The sequence below is a fragment of the Bacillus sp. EB V-12 genome (assembly GCF_056158125.1).
The window spans coordinates 85,621-107,606 of record NZ_JBUXJL010000004.1 but is presented as its reverse complement, the minus strand read 5'-3'; the positions used below and the strand labels follow the sequence as shown (position 1 = coordinate 107,606).

Annotated in this window: 28 protein-coding genes and 2 pseudogenes; 24 read left to right on the top strand and 6 right to left on the bottom strand. The window is 33.0% G+C overall.

All coding sequences use genetic code 11. The features are described from left to right. The first annotated feature begins 165 nt into the window (after positions 1-165). The 3 genes from ACZDYH_RS15760 (at position 166) to ACZDYH_RS15750 (ending at position 1,971) form a co-directional block, all read left to right on the top strand. Positions 166-789 (top strand): DUF4085 domain-containing protein, encoded by a 624-nt coding sequence (locus tag ACZDYH_RS15760; protein ID WP_048558523.1) that lies wholly within the window; start codon positions 166-168, stop codon positions 787-789. Between the two features lie 85 nt (positions 790-874). Further along, positions 875-1,276 (top strand): Rrf2 family transcriptional regulator, encoded by a 402-nt coding sequence (locus ACZDYH_RS15755; protein WP_000877650.1) that lies wholly within the window; start codon positions 875-877, stop codon positions 1,274-1,276. An 89-nt stretch (positions 1,277-1,365) separates the two neighbouring features. After that, a complete protein-coding gene (locus ACZDYH_RS15750) occupies positions 1,366-1,971 on the top strand; it encodes a class I SAM-dependent methyltransferase (protein ID WP_049108040.1) in 606 nt (201 codons plus the stop codon). A gap of 58 nt (positions 1,972-2,029) precedes the next feature. On the opposite strand, the gene ACZDYH_RS15745 is transcribed toward ACZDYH_RS15750, so the two are convergent. Beyond that, entirely contained in the window at positions 2,030-2,527 is a 498-nt protein-coding gene (locus ACZDYH_RS15745; protein ID WP_000838469.1) for a hypothetical protein, read from the bottom strand. 251 nt (positions 2,528-2,778) lie between these two features. Here ACZDYH_RS15745 and ACZDYH_RS15740 point away from each other — a divergent pair, with 251 nt between their 5' ends. The 7 genes from ACZDYH_RS15740 to ACZDYH_RS15710 all read left to right on the top strand — a co-directional run bounded on the left by ACZDYH_RS15740 (position 2,779) and on the right by ACZDYH_RS15710 (position 7,978). Next, entirely contained in the window at positions 2,779-3,564 is a 786-nt protein-coding gene (locus ACZDYH_RS15740; protein WP_006924315.1) for a DeoR/GlpR family DNA-binding transcription regulator, read from the top strand. Beyond that, positions 3,561-4,157 (top strand): GNAT family N-acetyltransferase, encoded by a 597-nt coding sequence (locus tag ACZDYH_RS15735; protein ID WP_166695088.1) that lies wholly within the window; start codon positions 3,561-3,563, stop codon positions 4,155-4,157. The genes ACZDYH_RS15740 and ACZDYH_RS15735 overlap by 4 nt, the downstream gene beginning before the upstream one ends. Further along, a complete protein-coding gene (locus tag ACZDYH_RS15730) occupies positions 4,130-4,468 on the top strand; it encodes an NIPSNAP family protein (RefSeq protein WP_000499992.1) in 339 nt (112 codons plus the stop codon). Before ACZDYH_RS15735 ends, ACZDYH_RS15730 begins: the two co-directional genes overlap by 28 nt. Positions 4,469-4,774: 306 nt before the next feature. Continuing rightward, on the top strand, positions 4,775-6,625 hold the full coding sequence (locus ACZDYH_RS15725; protein ID WP_166695087.1) for a sigma-54-dependent Fis family transcriptional regulator: 1,851 nt from the start codon (positions 4,775-4,777) through the stop codon (positions 6,623-6,625). A gap of 112 nt (positions 6,626-6,737) precedes the next feature. Continuing rightward, the gene (locus ACZDYH_RS15720; protein ID WP_000873828.1) at positions 6,738-6,995 is read left to right on the top strand and encodes a DUF3977 family protein; all 258 of its coding nucleotides are present in this window, start codon (positions 6,738-6,740) and stop codon (positions 6,993-6,995) included. A 136-nt stretch (positions 6,996-7,131) separates the two neighbouring features. After that, positions 7,132-7,371: a DUF3953 domain-containing protein gene (locus tag ACZDYH_RS15715; protein WP_001080079.1), complete on the top strand. Its 240-nt coding sequence runs from the start codon at positions 7,132-7,134 to the stop codon at positions 7,369-7,371. A 148-nt stretch (positions 7,372-7,519) separates the two neighbouring features. After that, positions 7,520-7,978, top strand: a complete 459-nt coding sequence (locus tag ACZDYH_RS15710) for an SRPBCC family protein (RefSeq protein ID WP_166695086.1) — start codon at positions 7,520-7,522, stop codon at positions 7,976-7,978. Positions 7,979-8,005: 27 nt separating this feature from the next. On the opposite strand, the pseudogene ACZDYH_RS15705 reads toward ACZDYH_RS15710, so the two are convergent. Both ACZDYH_RS15705 and ACZDYH_RS15700 read right to left on the bottom strand, forming a co-directional pair. Beyond that, positions 8,006-8,233 (bottom strand): annotated as a pseudogene (locus ACZDYH_RS15705) (hypothetical protein); the annotation flags it as partial. Positions 8,234-8,302: 69 nt separating this feature from the next. Then, positions 8,303-8,914, bottom strand: coding sequence for a TetR/AcrR family transcriptional regulator (locus tag ACZDYH_RS15700; protein ID WP_078993734.1), 612 nt, complete (start codon positions 8,912-8,914; stop codon positions 8,303-8,305). A 159-nt stretch (positions 8,915-9,073) separates the two neighbouring features. On the opposite strand from ACZDYH_RS15700, the gene kynU reads away from it, so the two are divergent. The 5 genes from kynU to ACZDYH_RS15675 all read left to right on the top strand — a co-directional run bounded on the left by kynU (position 9,074) and on the right by ACZDYH_RS15675 (position 13,541). Then, positions 9,074-10,360: a kynureninase gene (kynU, locus tag ACZDYH_RS15695; RefSeq protein WP_000276298.1), complete on the top strand. Its 1,287-nt coding sequence runs from the start codon at positions 9,074-9,076 to the stop codon at positions 10,358-10,360. A 2-nt stretch (positions 10,361-10,362) separates the two neighbouring features. Then, a complete protein-coding gene (kynB, locus tag ACZDYH_RS15690) occupies positions 10,363-10,992 on the top strand; it encodes an arylformamidase (protein ID WP_000858074.1) in 630 nt (209 codons plus the stop codon). A gap of 32 nt (positions 10,993-11,024) precedes the next feature. After that, positions 11,025-11,864 carry a tryptophan 2,3-dioxygenase gene (gene kynA, locus ACZDYH_RS15685; RefSeq protein WP_000661957.1) on the top strand — a complete coding sequence of 280 codons (840 nt, stop codon included), beginning with the start codon at positions 11,025-11,027 and terminating at the stop codon, positions 11,862-11,864. Positions 11,865-11,983: 119 nt separating this feature from the next. Then, positions 11,984-12,901, top strand: a complete 918-nt coding sequence (locus tag ACZDYH_RS15680) for a serine hydrolase domain-containing protein (RefSeq protein WP_086388211.1) — start codon at positions 11,984-11,986, stop codon at positions 12,899-12,901. Between the two features lie 16 nt (positions 12,902-12,917). Beyond that, a complete protein-coding gene (locus ACZDYH_RS15675) occupies positions 12,918-13,541 on the top strand; it encodes a Pr6Pr family membrane protein (protein WP_166695085.1) in 624 nt (207 codons plus the stop codon). A 52-nt stretch (positions 13,542-13,593) separates the two neighbouring features. On the opposite strand, the gene ACZDYH_RS15670 is transcribed toward ACZDYH_RS15675, so the two are convergent. Further along, positions 13,594-13,926: a DUF3889 domain-containing protein gene (locus ACZDYH_RS15670; RefSeq protein WP_000749106.1), complete on the bottom strand. Its 333-nt coding sequence runs from the start codon at positions 13,924-13,926 to the stop codon at positions 13,594-13,596. 145 nt (positions 13,927-14,071) lie between these two features. On the opposite strand from ACZDYH_RS15670, the gene sleB reads away from it, so the two are divergent. The 7 genes and pseudogenes from sleB to ACZDYH_RS15635 all read left to right on the top strand — a co-directional run bounded on the left by sleB (position 14,072) and on the right by ACZDYH_RS15635 (position 18,746). Continuing rightward, complete coding sequence (sleB, locus tag ACZDYH_RS15665) at positions 14,072-14,851, top strand: spore cortex-lytic enzyme (RefSeq protein ID WP_001249053.1); 780 nt, start codon at positions 14,072-14,074, stop codon at positions 14,849-14,851. 15 nt (positions 14,852-14,866) lie between these two features. Then, a complete protein-coding gene (gene ypeB / locus ACZDYH_RS15660) occupies positions 14,867-16,207 on the top strand; it encodes a germination protein YpeB (RefSeq protein ID WP_000943727.1) in 1,341 nt (446 codons plus the stop codon). 26 nt (positions 16,208-16,233) lie between these two features. Beyond that, on the top strand, positions 16,234-16,830 hold the full coding sequence (locus ACZDYH_RS15655) for a YhcN/YlaJ family sporulation lipoprotein (RefSeq protein ID WP_000854053.1): 597 nt from the start codon (positions 16,234-16,236) through the stop codon (positions 16,828-16,830). A gap of 106 nt (positions 16,831-16,936) precedes the next feature. After that, the gene (locus ACZDYH_RS15650) at positions 16,937-17,293 is read left to right on the top strand and encodes a hypothetical protein (protein WP_000976446.1); all 357 of its coding nucleotides are present in this window, start codon (positions 16,937-16,939) and stop codon (positions 17,291-17,293) included. 11 nt (positions 17,294-17,304) lie between these two features. Then, on the top strand, positions 17,305-17,817 hold the full coding sequence (locus tag ACZDYH_RS15645) for a GNAT family N-acetyltransferase (RefSeq protein WP_116269174.1): 513 nt from the start codon (positions 17,305-17,307) through the stop codon (positions 17,815-17,817). A 96-nt stretch (positions 17,818-17,913) separates the two neighbouring features. Then, positions 17,914-17,985 (top strand): annotated as a pseudogene (locus tag ACZDYH_RS15640) (hypothetical protein); the annotation flags it as partial. 224 nt (positions 17,986-18,209) lie between these two features. Further along, entirely contained in the window at positions 18,210-18,746 is a 537-nt protein-coding gene (locus tag ACZDYH_RS15635; protein ID WP_016122631.1) for a DUF1697 domain-containing protein, read from the top strand. A gap of 44 nt (positions 18,747-18,790) precedes the next feature. Here ACZDYH_RS15635 and ACZDYH_RS15630 read toward each other — a convergent pair whose 3' ends face one another. Beyond that, positions 18,791-19,195 (bottom strand): hypothetical protein, encoded by a 405-nt coding sequence (locus ACZDYH_RS15630; RefSeq protein ID WP_001093141.1) that lies wholly within the window; start codon positions 19,193-19,195, stop codon positions 18,791-18,793. A 208-nt stretch (positions 19,196-19,403) separates the two neighbouring features. Between ACZDYH_RS15630 and ACZDYH_RS15625 the strand changes: the two genes are divergently transcribed. Then, a complete protein-coding gene (locus tag ACZDYH_RS15625) occupies positions 19,404-20,573 on the top strand; it encodes a ParM/StbA family protein (RefSeq protein WP_000025623.1) in 1,170 nt (389 codons plus the stop codon). Positions 20,574-20,584: 11 nt separating this feature from the next. Beyond that, positions 20,585-20,920 (top strand): hypothetical protein, encoded by a 336-nt coding sequence (locus ACZDYH_RS15620; protein ID WP_001257761.1) that lies wholly within the window; start codon positions 20,585-20,587, stop codon positions 20,918-20,920. Between the two features lie 118 nt (positions 20,921-21,038). On the opposite strand, the gene mleBCA is transcribed toward ACZDYH_RS15620, so the two are convergent. Continuing rightward, entirely contained in the window at positions 21,039-21,893 is an 855-nt protein-coding gene (gene mleBCA / locus ACZDYH_RS15615) for a BCA family alpha/beta fold macrolide esterase (RefSeq protein ID WP_166695084.1), read from the bottom strand. Positions 21,894-21,986: the final 93 nt, after the last annotated feature.

Sequence of the window (21,986 nt, the reverse complement as noted above, 5' to 3'; positions counted from 1 at the left end):
TGTATTCTAATTTTATACTTTTGTAAATATTCTGAAGTTTTAGAAATAATAGGCGGAATATTTACAGTTTTACATTTTTTCTTTAGAAAGAATGGTTATTGGAATGATATAATAAGTGGATATATTGTTTTTACTGGATGTAAAGATGTTTTAGGAGAGGTGTCATTGAAATATTTTACAAGAGATTGGTATAAAGAAATGCAAGTTTTAGAATTTGTAAGTTTTATAGATTCTATAAAAGAATGGTCGGAAATGGATATAGAAAGTTTAAAGGAGGAAATTGAGAAAAGGAAAATAGATTTATTAAAGTTCCTTCCTGAATCGATATACTCAATTATACAAAACATCACAACTAATTCAGAATACCCATCAGGTGAACTGAAAAAACGTATGCGAAAGTGGTCAACAGATTATGAGAAAAGAGTGGCACAATTAGATCAATCATACGTTGAATATTTTAATTCCATTGAGAAAAAACTTCCGTCAAATGTCGTTCAGTTACACAAGACATCATTACACGACAGTGTAATTAAAGTAGTAAAGAGAAAGTCAGAAGATACTTTGTCTATCGTATTAGATTGCAGTGGTACTTTTAGTGAATTTGATAAATTTGAAGTAACCTTTATAGGAGTAGCAAAGTGTTCTATGCCGGAAAACTTTGAAAATGCTTGGTGGTTATATCATGAAATAGCTCTTACTGAAGATGGTTTTGAACTAGGTGTTTTATTCGACTGTCCATTTAGAGAAGTGACGATTTGTGCGACAGATGTATTACTTGTGAAGAAATAATTTTTTATGGAGCATTACAAACGTTTGACATAATAAAAAAATAAAGTTATTGTAGATACATGAAGTCTACAATAGGGGCTGTACTATGAAATATTCTAAAGCTACAAATTATGCTCTTCATACAATGCTTTTTCTGGCAAAGGCTACACCAAATAAGTTAGTTAGTGTTCACCAATTAGCAGAAATGCAAAATGTTTCACCAACGTACTTGTCTAAAATACTAACTAAGTTGACGAAGGAAGGGATGATACATTCATCATCTGGTCCAAAGGGCGGTTACTCGCTTAGTAAGAATTGGGAAGATATTTCATTTTTAGATATTATACATGCAATTGAAGGTAAAACATCATTGTTTGAATGTTGTTTACATGACAAACCTGGATGTTTAATTAATGAAGTAATGCTTGCAGCAGAAGAGAAAATGGAAGAAGAGTTACGAAATCAAAAAATCGTAGATCTTGCGAAAAAAATAAAAGTGGATTTTTAATCTGCTTTTATTTTTAAATTAATTAAGGATAAAAAGACTCTTTGATATCTTTAATTGTAGTTAGAAAATGATATGAAGAAGGAGAGAAGATGATGACTAAATTTTGGAATGATCGATATAAATCAGATGAATATTTTTACGGGGAAGAACCTAATACATTTATTAAAGAACAAGCATTTCGTTTAGCAAATCACAATAAAGTAATAGCTTTCGCGGAGGGAGAAGGTAGAAATGCTGTATTTCTAGCAAGACAAGGGAACGAAGTAACAGCTATTGATTATTCGGAAGATGGATTAGAGAAGACAAAAAAATTGGCAGAGAAGCATAACGTAAACGTGCATACAAAAAAAGTAGATTTATTAGCTGATAGTTTGCCAGAAAATGAATATGATGCAGCAATTATGGTATTTGGACATTTTCATGATGATTATAAAAAAATGATATTAGGTAAAATGATACAAACGATAAAGCCTGGTGGTTTAATTATGTTTGAAGTTTACTCAAAAAAACAAATAAACTATGGTACTGGTGGACCAAAAGATGTTGATATGCTGTATGATCCAATTGATATCCTTACTTGGTGTGAAGAGCATAAGGTAATTCATTTCTTTAATGGCGAACAAGAGCGAATTGAAGGGAAAGGGCACACTGGTTTAGCTGATGTTATTCAAGTTGTTATTAGAAAATTATTATAAGTGTTAATGAAAGTTAAATGTATGAATGTAAAAGACCAGTCATGTAAGACTGGTCTTTCTATTTAGATACTAAATTATCAAGCTTCCAATATGTATCTGTTAACGGCGCTGCTTTGCTATCTATGTATAAATACATATTATTTAAATCTTTTGGTGAAGTTTTCAGTTCAAACACAACGTCAGTAGTTAAAGAGAATTCGTGTGGAACATTTTTATAGTGCTCGTCATCTATCGGATGAGCTTCACCTTCATATTTCTGACCAGTTTTTTCATCTTGTATGAAATATTTTATTTCCGAAAGATCAATAGTTTGTCCATCGTCCCGAACATTATTAATCATAACACGAGTAGTAAGGCGCCGCTCTTTGTCTATTTTTTCAAACTTTGCATTTTCAACTGTCGCTCTATAGTATTCGTTTTTAACTATTTCTCCATAGTGCATTGCATTCTTTTCGAGAGCGCTCTTTTCTTGTTTTGATGTAGTATTGCTATTACATCCTGTCAATATTCCAGTAAATAATAATGCTGTACATGTCGTTTTGATTAATGATTTCATAGTAATCCCTTTCTGTGTTAAAAAAGTAAAATATAGGAATAATTTTACATAAATAGGAAGGTGAATGGAAGTATTTTTGCGTAATATACAGATATATATTTATTTGGTTGTCAAGTTAACAGGATAGAAAGAGGGAGAAGACTGTATAAAACGGAATAAATAAGAATTGAAAATATTGTAAAATGGAAGAGGCATGCATATAATTAAAATAAAGTTTAAGTTTCTGAATCTTCAATAACGGTGGTGATAACATGTTTACTGAAGAGCGTCGAGAGAAAATTTTAGAACTACTTAATACAGATGGAAGAGTAATCGCAAAGGATCTTGCGGAAAGATTTGATATGTCTATTGATTCTATAAGAAGAGATTTGTCTATTATGGAAAAGGATGGTTTATTAAAAAGAACGCACGGAGGTGCAATTGAACTTACGCGAGTGAGAAATTTAGCCGCGGAACCAGCTAAACGTTATAGTGATAGCTCAATATATGAGGACACAATTGCAAGAGTTGCGGTATCTTATATACAAGAAGGTGATTCAATTTTTATTGGTGGGGCTTCCGTTCATAATGCGATGCTGAAATATTTACCAGAAGTATCATTTACGGTTATTACGAATTCTATAGAAATAGCTGGTTATCTACGAGAATATAAGAATATTGATACGTATTTAATTGGCGGAAAAGTAAAACCTTCAGGGAATATTACTGATACACTTGCCTCTGAATTGATAAGTAGATTTTCTATTGATCTTTATTTCTCTACAGGTGGAGGCATTTCATTACAAGGTATTAGTACTGCAACACCTGAAGTTGCTTATTTTAGTAAAAGAGTAAGTGAAATTGCTAGAAGAAATATTTGTTTAGTTCCGCATAATAAACTTGGAATAGATTGTTTTATAAGAGGAGAGTCTCTAAAAGAAATTGACATTATTATAACTGACGAAGAGGCTAGTAAAGAAACTGTTCAGGACTTTGAGAAACAAGGTAAACAAGTTGTAATAGCGCCATTATATTCATTTGAAAGGAGTTTGACATGATTGTAAAAGAGCAAGAGTTTTATATAAATGGATTAACTTATACAATTCGTTCTGCAGCTGAGAAAGATGCTGAGCAGTTATCGAAAATTAGAGTTCAGATTGATGGAGAAACTGAAAATATGGATAGAGATGCTGGAGAGGGATTTATAGATAATCTAGGGTTTCAAAAAATAATAAAAACAGATAGTGAAGAAACGAAGAATCTCTTTTTAGTTGTAGAAGTGCACAATCGAATTGTTGGATTTTCAAGATGTGAAGGATCAAATTTTAAGAGATTATCTCATAAAGTGGAGTTTGGCGTTTGCATTTTAAAAGAGTTTTTGGGATATAGAATGGGGAAGAGCCTATTACAACAATCTATTAAATGGGCTGACGAAAATGCAGTGAATAAAATATCTTTACAAGTATTAGAGACAAACGAGAAAGCTATTCATCTTTATAAAAAATTAGGTTTTGAAGTAGAAGGCATTTTGAAAAATGACAAAAGACTATCGGATGGAAAGTATTATAATACGGTAGTGATGGGAAGATTTACTAATACTTTTCATGAAAGAGGTGAAGAAGTATGTTTTACAGAAGGAAGTACTATGTAGTGAAAAATGAATTTATAGAAGTATTTAATGATCATTTCAATAATACGAACTTACCTAATCAATTAAAGCATGGTTCTAGGCTAATAGGACGCTGGATGAAAGATAATAAGAATGGTACGTCTGAAGTATTTGCCATATGGGAATATGATAGTTATGAACAGTATAATGAAATAGAATCGAAAATTAGAAGTGACGAGAGGCATATTAAAGGAATACATGAATGGTATGAAAACCATGGCGGGAAAGAATATGTTTTACAGGAGTACATAGTAGAGATGAAAAATGAAGAGTTAGTATGTACTGTAAAGTAACAGAGGGATAATAGAAATTAAAACAAAATTATATTTTAGTTTAGCATCCGCTATTTTATTTGCAATAGCCGTGATTGTTTTCTTTATAAATGGTAATCCACAAAAGTGGTTTTGGTTATGTATTTTCTTTGCGTCCATTATACAAAATATAGTGCTACTAAAAAAGAATAAAGAAGTGCATTAGGATATTCAAATTATTAACATATTTGTGTCGTATTGCTAGTTGTATTGAAAACGCTTTTATTCAGTTTTATAATAAAAGTATGTTTTATAAATCTCCAAAACAATTAAAAGGGAGATGATACAATGTTAGCTTCACCGTTTTACTTACATACATGGAAAAAGTTTGTTAATGAAGGTGTTCTTGATTCAAATCGCATAAATCAAAGAATTTCAGAATCGTGGCATCGATGTAAACAGGCTAATGTTAATCCTCATATGAATAAAGGTCAGAAAGTTTTGTCTTCTAATATTTTTCGAGAACAAAAGAAAAAGAGTGAAATTTTCCTTGATATAGCATTACCCCAAATACAAAATATGAGAAAAACCATTGATGAGCTACAAATGATGGCATTATTAATCGATCCAGATGGTTATGTCCTATCCTTAAGTGGAAATAAACAAACGTTAAAGCGAGCGAAACATATTAATTTTATTGAAGGTGTAAAATGGACGGAAGCAGCTGTGGGGACAAACGCAATAGGAACAGCGCTAGAAATTGAAGAAGCTATTATGATAAGTGGTACTGAACATTACTCCGTGGTATCTCATAGCTGGAGTTGTGCGGCTGCTCCCATTCATAACGATGACGGGAAATTAATTGGTATTCTAGATTTCTCCTGTCCAATTGAATTTTCACATCCATATATGCTCGGTATGGTAACTTCAATTGCACATGCGATTGAACGTGAATGTAGCATAAGAGTTCATCAAAATGAATTACACTTAATCCATCGTTTTTTAGATGTCATTGATAGTGATGAACAAGTAGTTATTTGTAATCATCGTGATGTTATCGTTTCTGCGAGTAAGAGCGTTCGGGAACGAGTAACTAATTGGTCAAGAATGAAACTTGAAGATTTAGTGCACCATGGATTGGAAACTAAATTAGAGATACCGGTATATAGTAATGAAAGAATGATCGGGAAATGTATGTATTTAAAGGAAAACAAACAAATGAATACATATTCTGCTTTCACATTTATAAAAGGAATTACTTTTCCAGGAGTTACCGGGACAAGTAAAGCATTTCAACACACACTAGAAGAAATTAAGCTTGTTTCACCGACTGATGCTAGTGTGTATGTATGTGGTGAGACAGGAGTAGGAAAGGAATATGTCGCGAGAGCGATTCATGAAAATAGTCCAAGAAAAGACGGACCCTTTATAGCTGTTAACTGCGGTTCTTTGCCTAAAGAATTAATGGAAAGTGAATTGTTCGGTTATGCTGAAGGTGCGTTTACAGGTGCGCGACGTCAAGGATATAAAGGGAAATTTGAACAAGCGAATGGAGGAACACTGTTTTTAGATGAAATTGGCGAAGTACCACCAGAGATGCAAGTAGCCTTATTGCGTGTTTTACAAGAACGCACAATAACTTCAATAGGAAGTTCAAAAGAGGTACCAGTAAATATTCGTATTATTACTGCCACACATAAAGATTTACTAAGGTTAGTAGAAGAAGGGAAATTCCGTCAAGATTTATATTATCGTTTGCACGTTTATCCGTTATATGTTCCATCGTTAATAGAAAGAAAAGAGGATATCCCATATTTTATACAACACTTTTGCGAACGGAAGAATTGGAATGTTGTATTTCCAAAGAGTATATACAATCAATTTTTACAACATACATGGCCCGGAAATATTCGGGAACTAGTAAATGTATTAGAACGTATTTACATTTTGTCGCAAGGACGGGAAATATGCGAAAAGCAAGTCGCTTTTTTGATACAAACAATGACGGGAAATCAACAACAACTTGAGTTACAAGTTGAAAATAAAACAGAACATACATTGAATTTTCGCGAAAAAATACAGCGTGATAGCATGATTGAAGCGTTAGAAAAGACAAACGGAAATGTTTCGTTAGCCGCAAAACTGTTAAATGTTCCTCGAAGTACATTTTATAAACGAATGCAGAAATATAAGCTATAAAGTAGATTTTTGTAATCTACTTTTTCTTTGTGGGCTCATGTTCTGTCGGAATGTGCGCTTACCGGGGAAATAATAGAATTGTTAGAAAATAATTCCCGGAAGGGGGACTTATGTGAAGTATATTGAAATTGGCTTCGGAAATAGGTGGTTCGTTCGAACAGAAACCGAAAATAAAGATGGAACTGAATTTGAAGAACGAGGAATTATAAAACCTATTTATTTTGAGTCACTATATGTACGAATGTGGTTTCGGAAAACGTGTTTAATTTTTGATACGAAAGAAGGATTTAAAAAGATTAAGAAGAAGAGGATTGAATATAAATTTATAGTTGGAATTGTAAGTAGACTGAATAAAGAAAAAGTGTGCTAACATACATAGTTATATTGGCCAGGAAATTCTATTGACTTATATCAAACTCATAAAAAGTAATTTTACTAAATATAAATTGTTAATAAAACCACTAAGGAAACTTAGTGGTTTCTTTTTAAAAAGGGAGGGTTTGCGTATGAATAGGATCGTAACTGTTTTACTTGCAATTATTATAATGGGGTATTCCATTTATAGTTGGAATGATACTTCGGAAATGAGTATGCTAATTTTACAAACGCTTTTAGGGTTTATGTTAGTTAGCTTAGGCGTGCAAAATTTAAAAAATAACGAAAAAGAAAATAGAAGTATAGGGATTGCTTTACTACTCGTGGCTTTGTTTTTAATTGTTGTATCTTTAATAAAATATTTTGTATGAATAAGTTTTTAAATTAATAAAAAATGATTATTTATTGAATCCCCCTCACAATAAAAAGTTAAAATTCTACTTGTATTTCACTATATAAAATATGGCATAATGATTTAGTTAAATAGAAATGGATAGGGTATTTGAGAGGGGCAGTATAATGAGTTTTGCAATTGAAATAGTAATAAAAGCACCAATGGATATTGTATGTGACTATATAATAGAAGATGAAAAAATAAAAGAATGGAATACGTTTATAATAGAAAATCGCTATCCTTCAAATATGGATAAAGAGAATCCACGTGTAGGAGATAAATATATTACTGTTCAAAAAGTCGGTAAGAAAATATTCGAGGCTGAAGTAGAAATCCTTGAATACGATGCACCGCATATTATTTCACTTGGTAGTGAAATGAAGCAAGGATATTCAGCAATGACTTATATGTTAGAAGAAGATGAGGAAGGTACAGCACTAACATTAATTTCAGAATATGAACCTAGTAATTTTTATTATAAAATGATGTATAAGTTAACAGGCTGGATATCACGAGGTTTAACTATGAAACAAATGGAGCGTCTAGCAGAATGTGTAGAAGCTGCTTATCATAAAGAAGATTAATATTAAAAATATATTAAGGTAAAAGCGTTACTCAATCTCATGAGTAACGCTTTTACTGTTTGAAGATTTTTCATTGAAAATCTCAATAGCTCTTTCATATATTTCTTTATCAACACAAAATCTTTCTGTTATCCAATAATTAAGTTCAGAAGATGTAATGATTTGTTCTCTTTTCTTACCTTGGAAATATTGTTTTAAAACATTATCATTTATAGAAGTCGGAATGCCATCGATATAACCGAAAATCTGAATTTTAGCACTACCATACCCAGATAATATATTTTTATAGATGTAAAATAACACACCTTACTTATTGAAGGTGTGCTATTTATATAACCCGGTCGTATACATCTCCGTTAACGTATACACAATTTCCTCTAAGTTAATCTTTTTGTCATTTTGCGTAATAGTCCAAAGAAACGATTCATTCATCGCGAACCAACCGCGTGCTACAATCTCTTTATTTAAATTAGGTTGTGCTAATCCACTTTCTTGAGAGTAAGTAATATCCTGTTTAATGCTTGTTATAAAACGTTCCCGAATCTCATCCCATTTTTGCCGTATTTCTCTTGATAATCCTATCGCTTCCTCTACAACTTGCAAAATAGCGCGTTCTTCATTTGCTAATTGCAGGAATGCTCTAACTTGATTTTGGATCATTATACGTGCTTCCTCTTTTGTTTGTGGAGAAAAAGAGCGTTCAGCGATATTATAAAAACGATTCATAACATCTTCCATTAAACTAATTAGGAGATCATCTTTGTTTTTGAAGTATACATATGCTGTTCCGTAACCAGTTTCTGCATGTTTAATAATTTGTGTAATTGTCGTTTTTTGAAATCCATTATTTATAAAAATAGTGTAACCAGAGTGTAATAGTTTCTTCTTCGTTTCTAAGGAGCGGTGTTTTCTTGATGAAAGAGTAGAGTTTTTCAAAGAATCACCTCTTTATACTGAAATATCTGAAAATATAACTGTATTGTAAAAGAAGTTCATATATAAAGTCAACTGATATAATATCATTGACGTTGTATCAATTAAGGTGATATATTTCAATTAGTTAGAATAAAAAGAAAATTAAGAGAAGGTGACACCATGTATAAAGAACCATTTCAACCAACTTATGAGTATGCGCTTGAATGTGATAAACATGATGAACTGAAAGATTTTCAAACTGAATTCTATAAAAAAGAAGGTACTATATATTTAGATGGAAACTCATTAGGGCTACTTTCAAAAAGAGCAGAGAAATCATTACTTACGTTGCTAGATTCGTGGAAAGAGTATGGCATTGACGGCTGGACAGAAGGTGAGCACCCGTGGTTTTTCCTTTCAGAGAAATTAGGTAAACTTACAGCCCCTCTTATTGGTGCTTTACCGGAAGAAACTATTGTAACCGGTTCTACAACTACAAATATACACCAAGTTATTGCGACGTTTTACGAACCAAAAGGAATACGTACAAAAATACTTGCGGATGAATTAACTTTCCCATCAGATATTTATGCACTTCAAAGTCAAATTCGTTTAAAAGGATTAGATCCAGAGGAGCATTTAGTAAGAGTGAAAAGCCGAGATGGTAGAACACTTTCTGAAGAAGATATTATCCATGCGATGGAAGATGATATCGCTTTAATTTTATTACCTTCTGTTTTATATAGAAGTGGTCAAATTCTTGATATGAAACGTTTAACAACGGAAGCTCATAAACGCGGCATTCACATTGGATTTGATTTATGCCATTCAATAGGATCTATTCCGCATCATTTCAAAGATTGGGATGTCGATTTTGCTGTTTGGTGCAATTATAAATATTTAAATGCAGGACCGGGTAGTGTTGCAGGCCTTTATGTAAATAGTAAACATTTTAATAGACTGCCAGGATTGTCTGGATGGTTTAGTTCTAGAAAAGATAAACAGTTTGATATGGAGCATACATTAACAGCTGCTGATCATGCAGGTGCTTATCAAATTGGTACACCGCACGTATTAAGTACAGCACCATTAATTGGTTCACTTGAAATTTTCAAAGATGCTGGTATTGAACGTTTACGTGAGAAATCTTTACATATTACGAGATACATGCTGAATTTAATTGGACATGAATTAAAAGATTTCGAATTTACAATTGGAAATCCATTAGAGGATGAAAAACGAGGCGGGCACATTTATTTAGAGCATGCAGAAGCAGCACGTATATGTAAAGCACTAAAAGCAAATGGAGTAATCCCAGATTTTAGAGCGCCAAATGGGGTGAGACTTGCGCCGGTCGCTTTATATAACACATACGAAGAAGTGTGGAAATCTGTACAAATATTAAAGAAAATTATGAAAAATGAAGAGTATAAGCAGTTTGAAAATAAGCGAGAGGTTGTGGCATAAATATGAAAACATCAGAGTGGATTGATATTTCACAACCGCTAAATAATAATATTGCAACGTGGCCAGGAGACACACCGTTCTCGTATGAAGTTTCATGGTCAAAAGAAGAAAGTGGCTCAGTAAATGTCGGAAAGTTAACGATGAGTATTCATACAGGCACTCATATTGATGCACCATTTCATTTTGATAATGATGGAAAGAAAGTATTGGATTTAGATGTTCAAGTTTATGTTGGCCCAGCACGGATTATTGACGTTTCTAATCTTGAAAGCATCGGGAAAAAGGAATTAGAAAGCTTTCATTTAGAAGGTGTAGAACGATTATTATTACGTACATCTTCACATGGAAAAGCTGAAGAATTTCCAGAGGTGATCCCTCATTTACGTGCAGACATAGCGTCGTTTCTTTCAGAGAAAGGTATTCGTTTAATCGGAGTAGATGTACCATCAGTTGATCCGCTAGATGATAAAGAATTAGCTGCGCATCATCAATTATTTAAACATGGAATTCATATTTTAGAAAATGTCGTACTAGATCATGTAGCAGACGGTGATTATGAACTTATTGCATTACCACTTGCATTAACTGATGCAGATGGAAGTCCAGTTCGAGCCGTTATTAGACCAATATAAGTAGAATCATATAAAAGGGGCGTTTGGCTAATATGAAAGAAAATGAAAAAGTAATTATGGAAAAAGGGATTCATACGGATTTTAAAGAGAATATGACGTATGGGGAGTATTTACAATTAGATAGTTTACTATCTTCTCAAAAAAGATTATCGGACCATCATGATGAAATGTTATTTATCGTTATTCACCAAGCAAGTGAGCTTTGGATGAAGCTCATTTTACATGAGCTAAATGCGGCGATTGAATCTATTAAACAAGATAAATTACAACCAGCTTTTAAAATGTTAGCACGTGTATCAAAAATTCAGTCTCAAATTATTCAATCTTGGGATATTCTTGCGACATTAACACCATCAGAATATATTGAGTTTCGTGATTCACTCGGTCAAGCTTCAGGTTTTCAATCGTATCAATATCGTATGATTGAGTATGCACTTGGCTATAAAACGCCACACGCATTAAAAATTTATGAAAAGGATCCCGAATTACATGCACGACTTCATAAAGCGCTACATGCACCAAGTCTATATGATGTCGCGATTCAAGCATTAGTAAAAGAAGGATTCCCTATTCATAAAGATGTGTTAAACCGTGATATTACGCAGCCTTATGAAGAAGATGCAACAGTAGAAGCAGCATGGTTGGAAGTGTATGCGGATGTGAAAAAATATTGGAATTTATATCAGCTTGCTGAAAAATTGATTGATATTGAAGACTGGCTACAACAATGGCGTTTCCGTCATATGAAAACAGTAGAAAGAATTATTGGACATAAAATGGGTACAGGTGGATCCTCCGGTGTTTCTTATTTAAAGCGAGTACTTGATCAACAATTCTTCCCAGAGCTTTGGAATGTTCGTACGAAATTATAAAAATAAACCTGTCAGTTCATTATGGCTGACAGGTTTATTTTTATTTGAGCACAATTATGTTTAAAATGAAGGAACAAGATATAATAAATGGAGTAACTATTTAAATGGAGGTAAAGTTTTTGGATTTCAAGCAACTAGAAAATAAATTCGAAAAGAAAAAAGTGAATACATTTCTTGTTTATCAAAAAGGGGAATTAACAACTGAGTACTATAAAACACCCGAATGTGCAAATAACTTATATAAAATAAATTCGATTACAAAAAGTATCGTATCTTTATTAATTGGTATTGCAATTGATAAGGGCTATATAAATGATATACATACATCAATTACAGAGTGGATTGAAAATGTACCTGGGGAAAAACATGATTTAACGCTATATCACTTATTAACAATGACTACTGGTGAGGACTGGAAAGAGTTTGGGAATGGAGTAGTATTCCCAAATGACTTTGTAGAATCAGAGAACTGGGTACAGTACATATTAGAGAAGCCAATAATTGAAGAACCTGCTACAAAAATGAATTATAATTCAGGTTCTTCTCATTTACTGAGCTATATTATTCAAGAAGCTACTGGAATGTCGACAGAGCGATTTGCAAAGAAATATTTATTTGATCCATTAAAAATTAACGAATACGAGTGGCAACAAGATCCGCAGGGTATATATGTAGGTGGCTTCGGTATGAAAATGAAATCTACCGATTTATTAAAATTAGGAAAATTATGTTTGCAAAATGGATATTGGAATGAAAAAGAAATTGTATCAGCGAAATGGTTAGAAGAGTCAAGTAGGGCGCAATTTGAAACATATGAACATGTGGGCGCATATGGATATCACTGGTGGGTATTACATAACGAAAGATTTCACATACCGTATTGTATATATTTCGCTATGGGATACGGCGGACAATACATCGTTATCATTCCTCAATTAGAAGTAGTAGCTATTATAAGTAGTCATATGCCAAAACGTGGGCTCGTTCCATTAAAACTATTTATTGAGCATGTACAGGGAAACTCCAATTATATATAAGAAAAGGAGGGAATGTATGAGGGATGAAAAAACTTTATCTTTATTTAGATTCTGTTTAAGTCTTCTAGTATGTAGCGCCATTATTACGCAATTCATAATTAGGGCACAAGTGAAGCCGTTTAATCCAGTTAACTTTTTTAGTTTCTTCACCATTGAAAGTAACATTTTAGTTGCATGTATTCTCCTTTTAAGTAGTATCGGAACAGCTACATTTGGTCGCTCAGAGCAGTTTAGTATACTTCGTGGTGCGGCGACGGTATATATACTTACGACAGGACTCGTTTATTTTTTGTTACTAAGAGGGTTAGAAGAGTCACTTCAAACGGCAATACCATGGATAAATACTGTGCTACATTATATCATGCCGATTACAATGCTTTTAGATTGGATTTTAAATCCACCTATTAAGAAAATCACTTGGAAACAATCTGCAAGTTGGCTTTTATTCCCGTTTTTTTACGTTGTATATAGCTTAATACGTGGTCCAATCGTGAATTGGTATCCATATCCGTTTTTAGATCCGAGAATAGGTGGATATGGTAAAGTACTTTTATACAGTATAGGGATAGCAGTTGTAATTGGCACTATTTGTATATTGGTAAGATTTTTAGGGAATCGATATTTTAGAAAAAAATTTTAGAAATGAAAGAAACCCGGCTGTTATGAATTTAAATAGCCGGGTTTCTTTCATTTTATCTACTCGTCTTCTGAAACGACAACTTTATAAATTTCTCCGTCTTCGTTTCAAATTCTACATCAACAAAAACACCGTATTCTTTTCCGTTCTCACGTAACCACAATTTAAATTTTTCAACAGTTATTTGAACTGTTTTTGGTTTTCTACCTATATGAAGATAGTCAATAATTTCTGCTTTTGGGTATTGTTCTTTCGTCTTTTCTACGGCAAGTTTACCCCATTTGGCATACGGTGGCTGCGCATGAACAATTGATGAGCCTGTATATATATTTGAACATGTTGTTAGGAACAGAATGACGAGTGCGACGTGTTTTAAAGATTTCTTCATGATGAACTCCTTTTATCCTTTTTTTATATTGTTTACATATTTTTTCAACGATATTAGTTTGGATTTTTTTGTCTTCTTTACATAAAAGCGAGGCTTTTACAAAACATAACCAAGAAATCATTTCCGTAATTAAGGAGGGAAAATTATGCGCCAAAAAGCTATTTTTAAAATAGCAGTTTTACTTGCGTTCATAGGACTGTCTTTAATGGTCAGTAGTATACAACTAAAGAATGTAGAAGCTTTTTCTAATCAAGTTATTCAAAGAGGAGCATCTGGCGAAGATGTCATTGAACTGCAATCTCGTTTGAAATATAACGGGTTTTATACGGGAAAAGTGGATGGTGTTTTCGGATGGGGTACATATTGGGCACTTCGGAATTTTCAAGAGAAATTCGGATTACCCGTTGATGGTTTAGCTGGAGCTAAAACGAAGCAAATGCTCGTGAAGGCAACGAAGTATGACAAGTCAACTGCTAATAAAGGGACGACAACAAATAAAGGAAATAGCGGCGGAACTGCACAAGAGAATAAACCACCTCAAAATAAAGGGACAAATGTTCCGAACGGTTATTCTCAAAATGATATTCAGCTTATGGCAAACGCAGTATACGGAGAATCACGCGGTGAACCATATTTAGGACAAGTTGCAGTAGCTGCCGTTATTTTGAATCGTGTTACAAGTGCGTCATTCCCAAATACTGTTTCAGGTGTAATCTTTGAACCTAGAGCATTTACAGCGGTAGCCGATGGACAAATATATTTAACGCCAAATGAAACAGCAAAAAAAGCAGTTTTAGATGCGATTAACGGATGGGATCCAACAGGAAATGCTTTATATTATTTCAATCCAGATACTGCGACTAGTAAATGGATTTGGACTCGTCCACAAATTAAAAAAATCGGTAAACATATTTTCTGTAAATAGAGCGGAGGTGGGACAATGTTACGAGGTATTATCATTGTATTATTAACAGTCGGTGTAGTAGGAACAGGCTATTGGGGCTATAAAGAGCACCAAGAGAAAAATGCAGTTTTAATTCGAGCGGAAAATAGCTATCAACGTGCATTCCATGATTTAGCATACGAAGTCGATTTATTACACGATAAAATTGGCACAACACTTGCGATGAATTCACGATCATCTTTATCACCTGCATTAGCGGATGTATGGCGTTTAACATCTGAAGCTCGCTCGGATGTAGGGCAACTTCCTTTAACATTAATGCCATTTAATAAAACGGAAGAATTTTTAGCGAATATCGGTGATTTCAGTTACCGTGCAGCCATTCGTGATTTAGAAAAAGAGCCGTTAAATGAGCAAGAATATAAAACGCTACAAACTTTATATTCAAATGCAGGAAATATACAAGATGAACTAAGAAAAGTACAACATCTTGTTTTGAAAAATAATTTACGCTGGATGGATGTAGAAATGGCACTTGCATCAAATCGCGATCCAGCAGATAACACAATTATTGATGGATTGAAAACTGTAGAGAAAAACGTAACATCATATTCTTCTACAAACTTCGGACCGACCTTTACAAGTGCGCAAAAAAATAAAAAAGGTGGATTTGAAGCGGAAGGAAAGGCAATTTCTAAAGATGAAGCGGCGAAAATTGCCAAATCATTTTTGAATTTAAAAGGAAATGAAAAAGTAGATGTTGAGAAAAGCGGAAAAGGTGCGAAAGAATCCTTCTATAGTGTGAAAATTAAAGATGAAGCAACGAACAATGAGTTCTATATGGATATTACCGGAAAAGGCGGATATCCAATTTGGGTTATGAATAACCGCGAAATTAAAGAACAGAAAGTTAGTTTAAACGATGCAGGTAGTAAAGGTTTGAAATTTTTAAAGGACCATAAGTTTAATAATATGGAGCTTTATGATAGCTCTCAATATGATAATGTTGGTGTATTTACGTATGTAGTAAATGAAAATGGAGTACGAATTTATCCAGAAGCAATCCAAATGAAAATTGCTTTAGATGATGGTTCTATCGTTGGGTTCTCCGCAAAAGAATACTTAGCGTCACATCAAAAGCGAACAGTTCCATCGGCAAAGCTAACTGCAGCAGAAGCAAGAAAGAAAATCAATCCGGATGTAAAAGTTATGGAAGAACGTAAAGCTTTAGTAGTCAATGATTTGCATAATGAAGTACTTTGCTATGAATTTGTAGGCACTTTAGGAAAAGATACGTACCAAATATTCATTAATGCTAATAGCGGGGCCGAGGAAAAGGTAAAGAAAATGCAAGCTGTTGAAAAAATTTATGATTAAACCTTAATAGTGAAGTGGTGAAAATAATGAAAACTCTAATATATATATTGATGCTTTGCTTCGTTATAACTGGATGCAGTATTGGAAAAAAAGACAATCCAAACGAAAAGCCGGAACAAAAAAATGTTTCAATGAAAAATGTTAATTATACGAATAAATCAAATAAGCCAAATGAAAAAGCAGCAGATCATTTAGCATCTTTAGCAGCAAGTGTGCCAGGTGTGAATGATGCAACAGCGGTCGTTGTTGGAAAATATGCTATTGTAGGTATTGATGTAAAAGCAAAACTTGATCGAACTCGAGTTGAATCAATTAAGTACTCTGTTGCAGAAAGTTTAAAAAATGACCCTGACGGTGCTAATGCAGTCGTTGTAGCAGATGTTGATACGTATGAACGCCTCAAACAAATCGGAAAGCAAATTAAAAAAGGAAAAACAGGTGAAGGTATACTAGATGAATTAGCCGCTATTGTGGGCCGAGTAATGCCACAAGTTCCAAATGATATGATAGAAAATAGAGAAACGAACCCAATTAAAGATAATGATAAACAATTACCAAAAGATGAAGAACAAGAGTTAAGAAAAGAACAGGATGATCAATCAAATAATCATTTGAATAAATGAAATTAGCCTCGTACTTAATTGTACGAGGTTTTTAAATATAATATTAAATATTCAGTTTATTTTTAAGGGAATATATGGTTTAATTATGATGGGAGGGACAACTGTTATGATGAAAAAAAGCGCATGTATATTGTTTAGTTTATGCTTAGGTTTCAGTATGACAGCGTGTGAACAGAGAAAAGAAGTGAAAAACCAAACAGCAACTTCTTCTACTGTGATGGAAAGGCAACAGAAAGAGTCTATCAATATAAATCATTTCTCGAGTATAAATGAAGGAATGACTTATACAGAAGTGAAAGATTTAATTGGTTTTGAAGGAGATTTACTTATAGAAGAAGGGGTAGAGCATTCTACACAAATTAAACAAATTTTTGCTTGGAAAGGGAACGATCCAAATTCATTTGTTGAAATTACCTTTTTAGATGGAAGAGTGCATTCAAAAGCACAGCAAGGTATAAGTTAATAAGCTAAAAAATGGGAGAGTTTAGCATGAACATACACACAGGGGAAATTCAATTAGCTCCGTATAAGGAGAAATATAAAGAAGTTATACAAACATTTACTTTACCAAGTGAACAAGTTCAGTTTACATCAGATCCAAGCGCATTACTGGAGAAAGCAAAAAGTGATCATACAAAAAATGTGATTGTTATTTTAGATCGCAATGGGGTACCGGTGGGTCTTTTCGCATTGGAAACGGGAGATAGAGTAAAGGAGTTCACAGATAATGAGGATGCTTTACTTTTAACTTCATTTTCTATAAATCACAATAGACAAGGGAAGGGATATGCTAAAAAATCACTGTCACTATTACAAGAGTTTGTAAAACGTTATTTTCCAATAAAAAATGAAGTTGTACTTGCTGTGAATGAAAGAAATATTCCTGCACAAAATTTATATGCAAAAGTTGGTTTCCAAGATAAAGGTTTTAGAAGAATGGGGCCAATTGGCCAACAAATAATAATGCATTTACCTATAATGAAATAGAAAACTTACTCTTGAATATTCAAGTAGTAGGTTTTTTTATTTTAACAATATATAATATATGTATATAAAATGAAACAGGAATGAAGGATATAAAAAATGAATCAAGATAGAAAATGGAATATCGTTGGAGGAAGAGTGATTAAAACTGGGATTGCAGTTTTTCTTACAGTGTTAGTTTGTGATTTTTTTAACATCCCAACTTGGAGTTATAAAAATGATTTAAAAGATTATAAACCAAATCATTATCATCACCATTTTTCAAGTGAATCTATTATTTTATTTGAGGTATTATCTATTCATGATATGTTAGAAGAATTAAAACAAATATCCGAGAAATATGAGTGGGAAAACCGATTCAATCGATAAGTTCATTTTACTGTGGGGGGGATAATATGACACTTTATATTGCATTACTAAGAGGAATCAATGTCGGTGGCCATAAAGTAATCAAAATGGCTGATTTAAAACGAGTGTTTGAATCAATAGGGTTAAAACAAGTGAAAACATATATACAAAGTGGTAATATTGTGTTCGAATCTGAGGAAGGTATAAACTTTCTAAAGGACCGAATACAATCTGAAATAAAAAAAGAATTTGATTTCGATGTTCCAGTCATGCTAAGAACACATGATGAATTTATAAATATTATTAAACAATGTCCATATGAAGTTCATTCATTGTTAGAAGGAGAAAGTGTTCATATTGCTTTTTTAGCTAATGTACTTTCTGAAGAAGAGAGTAGTCAATTGCTTACATTTAAAAGTGAACTTGAAGATTGCTATATAGATGAGAAGGTCGTTTATTTATTTTTCAAAAATAGCATTCGAAATTCTAAATTAATGAACCAGTTTCAGAAGTCACATACACCAGCTACAGTTAGGAATTGGCGGACTGTGAATAAATTAAAAGCAATTGTAGAGAGTATGTAAATATAAAAAGATGAGGTTTTCTACATGTAGAAAACCTCATCTTTTTACTTATATTGTTTTGCAACTATGAGTTCGACAATAGGATAAATAAAGAATGAAGAGCAAATTGCGATGAACAGGGGGAGGTTTTTTACTCCATCTAAATTAGCCCCCATAGAAAATCCTTCGGAGAAGATTAATAAAAGGAACATTACAACTACAAGCACAAAATACGCAATTTTAAAGCTTTTATATGTAATTTGTTGTCCCATCTCATCTTGACTTTCTTCTGACACACCGTGGGGATCTCCCCAAGTAATGTGATTAATTAAATTACTAAGTATTAACGAAATAGCAAAAATCGTACCACCTAAAATAGAACCTTCAGTTATGTATTTATATGTGCCATGTACTAGTATTGCAATTAATGCTAAAACAATGATTATAAAAATAGTTTTTTTAGTATTCAATAAATAATTGCCCCCTCGATTGTAAAAAACTTTTTACAAATATAAGTATAAAATTGGAAAAGTATCATGTCAAATACTTTTTACACGAAATATGTAAGTATGCAATATTTTGGTTTTATGATAAATAAAAAATTACAATACATTTGAATGTAAAAGAATGGGCTCGCATATATTTGGAAGGGATGTCAGATTAATTTAGGGGGTAGTTATGTCTATACTTTTAAAAGCTGGTGCAGATGCAGGAAACAACGGTTTGAAGTTAATGGTGAAAGGGCAAGACCCTATTTTTATTCCGAGTATTTATTCTTTATATATAGGTGAGCCTACAGGACTCTTAGATGAGGTAGATGTTTCATTATCTGAATTAGAAAACCACATTGATGTGACTATAAGTTCGCCATCGTTAATGCTAAATAATGTACGATACATCGTTGGAGAAAAAGTTATTCAAGATCAATTAAAAGGTACTGAGGTAGAGAAGAAATCAAATAAGTCAACGGATGAGTTAATGGTTATTACAATACTATCAGGTTTGGCGGTAAGCGCTATGCGTCAAAGTCCAACTTCTAGCCATATTAATATTCGTTATGATTTATCTGTCGCTCTTCCTATGCAGCTTATTACACAAGAAATAGCTGCTGAAAATGCAAAACGTTATATGGGAAATCATAAGGTTATTTTCCATTATCCGAACGGACGCGATGTGACAATTAATGTTTCAATTGAGTATTGTAAATGCCTGCCTGAGGGTGCTTCTGGGACGTGGGGCATTGTATACGATGAAGAAGGAAATGTTGTGAAACATAAAATAGAATGTGAGCAAAATCAAGTTTCTGAAATTGATTTTGTAGATAAAACTCTACTCTCTTTTGATATTGGTGCAGGGACGACAGAAGAAGTTGTTTCATTAGGGGTAAATTTCCGTCCGCAACTAAGTAAAGGTTTATCTTATGGTGTAAAAGAGACGTTACTACAAATCATTACGAGATGGAACCGGAAGTATCCAACTAAGACGATTGATAGTATTACAGAATTCAATCAAATTTATTTAAATGATACGCATCCGAGAAATACCTTATTAGTTGAGGAATCACAGCCGGCACTATTAGGTTTAGCAGCGCGTGTCGCAACAGATATTATAAATAAAATTGATGATATGAAAGACGATCCATACGTGTTTATTTATGGCGGGGGTGCAGTAATTATTAAAAATAGTTTAAAAATGATTTTAAAGCAAAAAGGACGACTCAAAAATGTAATCTTTGTAGATAATCCGTTATTTACAAATGCACGAGGATTATTAGTATATACTTGTTCGCCAAAATATAGAGAGCATAAGCAAAAAGAGTTAGGATTTACAAACTTAACGATAAGTTAGTTGGTGGAAGTATGCGATCTAGGCGATATAAACGTGGTGATCGAGTAAAAATCAATATTCATAAATCGGTATCACCTGAAATGCTTGCGTGGCTGAATAAACAATCAAATCCAACTAATTTCTTCTTTTTTGCTGCGCAGCAATTATTTAAACAAGTAGGAGATATTGACGTTTCAAAAGCTTTACCAAGCAGCCATGTTTTCTCATTATATGTGGAGCCTTCATCCTTATTAAAAGTCGAAGTAAACCCTTTTAAAAACATGACACTAGAAGCAAATACATCCACCGAAAATGCAAAAAAAAAATTATGGGAATCTGTTGATCAATTAGATTGTCCATTTTTTTAAACATAGAAAAATATAAGAAGTCCCATCACTATACATACGAATACAGTGATGGGTTTTTGTTTGTAAATGGAAGGGGGCACAATACAATTTGTGCCCCTTCTGTTAATTATTTGTTTGTCTAAATTTCAGATGTATGTTTAGAAACAGCGTTAATTATGCTTTCCCAATCATTTGGATGATTTTCATGACCTGCCCCTTTAAGAGTTAATAGTACTGAGCTTGGAATTTCATCAATTAGTGCGAGGCCATGTTCAAATGGGAGTGCTGTATCGTCTGTTCCATGAATAACCAATGTTGGTGCTTGTATGGAGTGAAGTACACCTTCATATGCATCATCACCTTGAAGTAAAGCGTGATTAAACATACTTAATAAATTGTTTGCGCGTTCTATTTCTTGTTTTACTTGTGTATAAACTCTATTTTCATCAAATATTCGTTCTGATCCACATAATAGACGAGATCCTGAAACTAAATACTCTGCCACATCATTTTTATTTGTCCAATCAATACTTGCGCTCTTTACATGATGTGTTAAAATCCTTTCATCCATTGGGGGTAAATCGCGAGTATTATTATCAGATCCTATTACACTAGTCGCTAGTAAAGTTAGCGTCAAAATTCTTTCGGGATGTTTTACAGCGGCAATTTGAGCAATCATACCACCTAATGACATACCAAAAAGATGGGCTTTATCAATATGATAAGCGTCTAATACCCCGATTGCATCTTCAGCCATATCTGTTACTGAATAATTTGAAGTGCCAGGTTCATATGTAACAGAGCGTCCAACATCGCGATTATCAAAGCGAATAACAAATTTTCCTGTGTTCGCCAACTGTTCACAAAATTCTTCATCCCAATATATCATTGAACAAGTAGCTCCCATAATTAATAAAATAGCGGGATCATTAGAGTTACCGAAGCTTTCTGTACATATATCAATACCGTTTATTTTAAATATCTTTTCACTCATAAAGTTAGCCCCATTTCTTTTGAATTTAATTAATAATACAGTTTTGAATAATTCTAAGATGTGTGTAAGATTCTTTTTGAAATTCATCCCGCT

Bases quoted from the DNA above. Each gene is read 5' to 3' on its own strand.
- ACZDYH_RS15755 (WP_000877650.1), top strand. From the start codon at position 875: ATGAAATATTCTAAAGCTACAAATTATGCTCTTCATACAATGCTTTTT.
- ACZDYH_RS15750 (WP_049108040.1), top strand. From the start codon at position 1,366: ATGATGACTAAATTTTGGAATGATCGATATAAATCAGATGAATATTTT.
- ACZDYH_RS15745 (WP_000838469.1), bottom strand. From the start codon at position 2,527: ATGAAATCATTAATCAAAACGACATGTACAGCATTATTATTTACTGGA.
- ACZDYH_RS15740 (WP_006924315.1), top strand. From the start codon at position 2,779: ATGTTTACTGAAGAGCGTCGAGAGAAAATTTTAGAACTACTTAATACA.
- ACZDYH_RS15735 (WP_166695088.1), top strand. From the start codon at position 3,561: ATGATTGTAAAAGAGCAAGAGTTTTATATAAATGGATTAACTTATACA.
- ACZDYH_RS15730 (WP_000499992.1), top strand. From the start codon at position 4,130: ATGTTTTACAGAAGGAAGTACTATGTAGTGAAAAATGAATTTATAGAA.
- ACZDYH_RS15725 (WP_166695087.1), top strand. From the start codon at position 4,775: ATGTTAGCTTCACCGTTTTACTTACATACATGGAAAAAGTTTGTTAAT.
- ACZDYH_RS15715 (WP_001080079.1), top strand. From the start codon at position 7,132: ATGAATAGGATCGTAACTGTTTTACTTGCAATTATTATAATGGGGTAT.
- ACZDYH_RS15710 (WP_166695086.1), top strand. From the start codon at position 7,520: ATGAGTTTTGCAATTGAAATAGTAATAAAAGCACCAATGGATATTGTA.
- kynU (WP_000276298.1), top strand. From the start codon at position 9,074: ATGTATAAAGAACCATTTCAACCAACTTATGAGTATGCGCTTGAATGT.
- kynB (WP_000858074.1), top strand. From the start codon at position 10,363: ATGAAAACATCAGAGTGGATTGATATTTCACAACCGCTAAATAATAAT.
- kynA (WP_000661957.1), top strand. From the start codon at position 11,025: ATGAAAGAAAATGAAAAAGTAATTATGGAAAAAGGGATTCATACGGAT.
- ACZDYH_RS15675 (WP_166695085.1), top strand. From the start codon at position 12,918: ATGAGGGATGAAAAAACTTTATCTTTATTTAGATTCTGTTTAAGTCTT.
- ACZDYH_RS15670 (WP_000749106.1), bottom strand. From the start codon at position 13,926: ATGAAGAAATCTTTAAAACACGTCGCACTCGTCATTCTGTTCCTAACA.
- sleB (WP_001249053.1), top strand. From the start codon at position 14,072: ATGCGCCAAAAAGCTATTTTTAAAATAGCAGTTTTACTTGCGTTCATA.
- ypeB (WP_000943727.1), top strand. From the start codon at position 14,867: ATGTTACGAGGTATTATCATTGTATTATTAACAGTCGGTGTAGTAGGA.
- ACZDYH_RS15655 (WP_000854053.1), top strand. From the start codon at position 16,234: ATGAAAACTCTAATATATATATTGATGCTTTGCTTCGTTATAACTGGA.
- ACZDYH_RS15650 (WP_000976446.1), top strand. From the start codon at position 16,937: ATGATGAAAAAAAGCGCATGTATATTGTTTAGTTTATGCTTAGGTTTC.
- ACZDYH_RS15645 (WP_116269174.1), top strand. From the start codon at position 17,305: ATGGGAGAGTTTAGCATGAACATACACACAGGGGAAATTCAATTAGCT.
- ACZDYH_RS15635 (WP_016122631.1), top strand. From the start codon at position 18,210: ATGACACTTTATATTGCATTACTAAGAGGAATCAATGTCGGTGGCCAT.
- ACZDYH_RS15625 (WP_000025623.1), top strand. From the start codon at position 19,404: ATGTCTATACTTTTAAAAGCTGGTGCAGATGCAGGAAACAACGGTTTG.
- ACZDYH_RS15620 (WP_001257761.1), top strand. From the start codon at position 20,585: ATGCGATCTAGGCGATATAAACGTGGTGATCGAGTAAAAATCAATATT.
- mleBCA (WP_166695084.1), bottom strand. From the start codon at position 21,893: ATGAGTGAAAAGATATTTAAAATAAACGGTATTGATATATGTACAGAA.